The following is a 3,159-nucleotide window of genomic DNA, read 5'->3' as shown; positions in this document are numbered from 1 at the left end:
TCCGAGCCAATTCAAGCACTTGCAATACTAAGTACTTGAATTGGCTCGGAAATTGCTAAAAACTCAAGTTAGAGGTATTTCAGGAACACAATTATTACCTTTTGCTGGCTCAATTTCTCCTGAAGACCTTCAAACTATGGACGAAGCAATTAAACAAGGTTGTGAACAAAATGAGTGGTAAATACCTTCTAGATACAAACATTATTACTGCGCTCTTTGCCAACGAAGCAGGACAGTAATTTCATTTGCCCAGAGGTCAAGTCCGGCTACGTCCTGAGCAAATAGGACTCCTTTTGTTATGTTCGGTTTGCAATTGTGCTAATTGTTGTTGGTAAGTGGTGAAATCTTGGATTTGAGTGGTGGAAAAGGCGAGGTGGATTATTTGTTCGCCCAAGTCGCGGAGTTTGTGGAAGTCTTCGGTAAGATGGGGGTAGCGATCGCTATGGATTTAATCAGATATTCTTCGGCTTCAGAATAGCAACTTAAATCTTTATAAATTAATCCCAAATTGTTGGAAATATTTGCTACTAATATATTTTATTTGTAAGCAGAAGAGATTAACACCTTTGGAAAAAGAATGTGTTTGAATAATCAGGGCAGTTAAAAGACATATACAGGCAATGTCCCTTAGACTAAAAAGATAAATTATGACCTAACAAATAGTATCAAAGCTATTCATTCTGACCCCTGACTCCTGACTTCTAAGAAATAACCTAGTTATTTGTAGCAAATATTTATCAAATTGGTATTAACTCTAAAATGGGAGTAGTTTATATAGGCGATCGCGCCGTCGGGAAAACTCACTTAGCATTAGAATTGGCCAATCCCCAAGGAAATTATGTCCAGGTTTCTTTGGTCAATCAAAATTATCAAAATCTCCAGGCAAATTTACTTAATTTAGATGGCACTTCTAAACCTACTCAAAGTATTGAAAAGCGTTCTTTGGATGTGAAAGTTAGACTTTCTACTGGTATAAGCAAAATTTCTGTAGATTGGATAGATTCTCCTGGGGAATTATTTCGTAGGTCATGGCAATCTGAGCATATTAATGAATGGCAAGATTTTAAAGAAACAATGGGTAAAAGTGAAGGAATTTTTTTAATTGTTCCTCCCTATAGAGAAATTTTACAGCCTCATATTAACCAGGAAAATTATATTACTCAGCAACAATGGTGTAATAGATTTAATCGTTGGACAGACTTTTTTATTTATGATTGTCCTCAAGCTCGACGTATTGTAATATGCATGAATAAAGCTGATTTAATTGATTGTAATCTTGAGCAAGAAATTTCTAAATTGGCTTATTTACCTCATGGTTATACTATGAATTGGCTGCAACGGCATAATTATGTAGTTAATAGTTATTTTTTACCACTAAAACAACAGTTAGAACAAATAAATAGCAGTCGTTATGGTTTATCTGTTCGGTGTTTTATTACCAGTATTTATCACCGTAGTTTATTAGAATTACCTTGGATTTATTTAGCTAGTTATTTAGTTTAAAAGAAGCAATAAGGAAGAGGGAAGAGGGAAGAAGGCAACAAGGGTAGTTGTGAATTATAATGGTATAGCTAGTGGGAGCATCTTACTCCCGTTCTAAAAATAAGGAAGAAGGAAAAAGCAAGAAGGTAAGAGTGAAAGTTTTGTCATTGAGTTAGATATTTCCTTTTGTCAAACAAGCAAGTTAAATTAATCAATAGTAAAGTAAGTATTTCCTGCGGAATGCTGCGCAAACAGCCATCAGCTATTAGCTATTGATGAGAGGAGGAATTCAACAATTAATAATTAATAGAGTTGTCGCTAAATAAAGGGAAAAAATCACTCTAACCTAGACAGAGCAATAATTCTAAGCATTTTTGCCTTTCAATAGCTACAATTCTTACAGAACAAGGTTTTTGGTTTTTTTTAAGTTATAAAGCGACAAGTCTAATAATTAATAATTAACAATTACCTCTCTTTGAAAAGAAGAGGATTGACTAATCATGAAAAATTTTTCTTGTTTCTCCTTTAAAGGAGAGGCTTTAGACCACAATTTATCGGTAAAAGCAATTGAAAAATTGAGAGAGAATTAAAAGTTATATCAAGTTGCACTGATTAACCACAATATAAAAAGATGGCATACTCCTCAAGAGTCATCTTAAGATGACTTAAACTATTAGCCAAGGATTGAAATCCTTGGCGAGGTTAGCGAGCCATGTTATCCGCCAAGAAATAAATTTCTAGGATCAAAGCAGAAGTCATCTAAAGATGACTAAAGATAGCTAATTTATTATGGCTAATTAATGAGACTTGATATTACTGCCAAGGTACGCTCCTTCAACCTTAGAAGGAATTATTCATTATTTGCTGTTTGCGTAGCATCCCGTAGGGAAGTGCTGACTACTGAGAGCTGTTTGCGCAGCATTCCGCAGGAAATGCTTACATAGTAAACACAGATTTAATCAAAAAAATGGGGAATATTTGTATTATTGGACCTACGGGTGCGGGAAAGACTACTTATCTAGCAGGATTAGCTTATTGGCCGGAAAAAACTCACCCAAATTTTCAAATTACAGCCATTACTAATGATGCTCAAAATTTAGCTAATAAAGCTGAAACAATTATTCTCAATGGTGCTTCTTTAGAACCCACTATTATTGATGGAATAAAAATCAAAAGTTTCTATGATTTACCTTTGTATTCTTTTCACATAGAAATCAAGCGTTGGTGGCAACAAAAACCAGAAGAAATTAATCTAGTAGTACGAGATTATCCAGGAGAAATTTTTAATGAATTACAAACAGGTATTTTTAATCCTTTACATCAAGAATTTCTCGATGAATGTCTAATCAAAGATAATGTCGGTTGTCTAATTTTACTCCATAAATGGGAGCCAGGAAGCGACATATTTTATAGTAATGTGATGGAGAAATTTATTAATTTAATTGATGAGCGCGACCGCTCCCAAGATTTACGTCTAGCTATAGCAATGAGTAAATGTGAAAGAGGAGAAATTTGGCCTGGTCGTCTTGACCCAGAATTAGACATATTTAAAGTGCAGTTACCAAGAACAACCAGTATTTTACAAAAACGTATTCCTCAACAAAATTTACGGTCAAAGTGCATGGACTCTCGTTGCAGACGAATATCAATTGTTTTTACTTCTCCTGCAAACAAACA

General features: G+C 34.4%; 4 protein-coding genes. All 4 read left to right on the top strand.

Annotation, left to right across the window (positions count from 1 at the left end; translation table 11 throughout):
• Nucleotides 1–52 precede the first annotated feature (52 nt).
• Nucleotides 53–181: a hypothetical protein gene (locus F6K13_RS25450; protein WP_287288772.1), complete on the top strand. Its 129-nt coding sequence runs from the start codon at nt 53–55 to the stop codon at nt 179–181.
• A gap of 147 nt (nt 182–328) precedes the next feature.
• Nucleotides 329–478 (top strand): hypothetical protein, encoded by a 150-nt coding sequence (locus tag F6K13_RS25445; RefSeq protein WP_161564320.1) that lies wholly within the window; start codon nt 329–331, stop codon nt 476–478.
• 281 nt (nt 479–759) lie between these two features.
• Nucleotides 760–1,503: a hypothetical protein gene (locus tag F6K13_RS25440; RefSeq protein WP_124143189.1), complete on the top strand. Its 744-nt coding sequence runs from the start codon at nt 760–762 to the stop codon at nt 1,501–1,503.
• A gap of 946 nt (nt 1,504–2,449) precedes the next feature.
• Nucleotides 2,450–3,159: hypothetical protein (locus F6K13_RS25435; protein ID WP_287288770.1), on the top strand; the 710-nt coding region annotated here is incomplete at its 3' end.

This window comes from Okeania sp. SIO2B9 (genome assembly GCF_010672505.1).
Classification (GTDB): domain Bacteria; phylum Cyanobacteriota; class Cyanobacteriia; order Cyanobacteriales; family Microcoleaceae; genus Okeania; species Okeania hirsuta.
The sequence above is the reverse complement of the archived record's forward strand: the minus strand, read 5'-3'. Positions and strand labels throughout refer to the sequence as shown.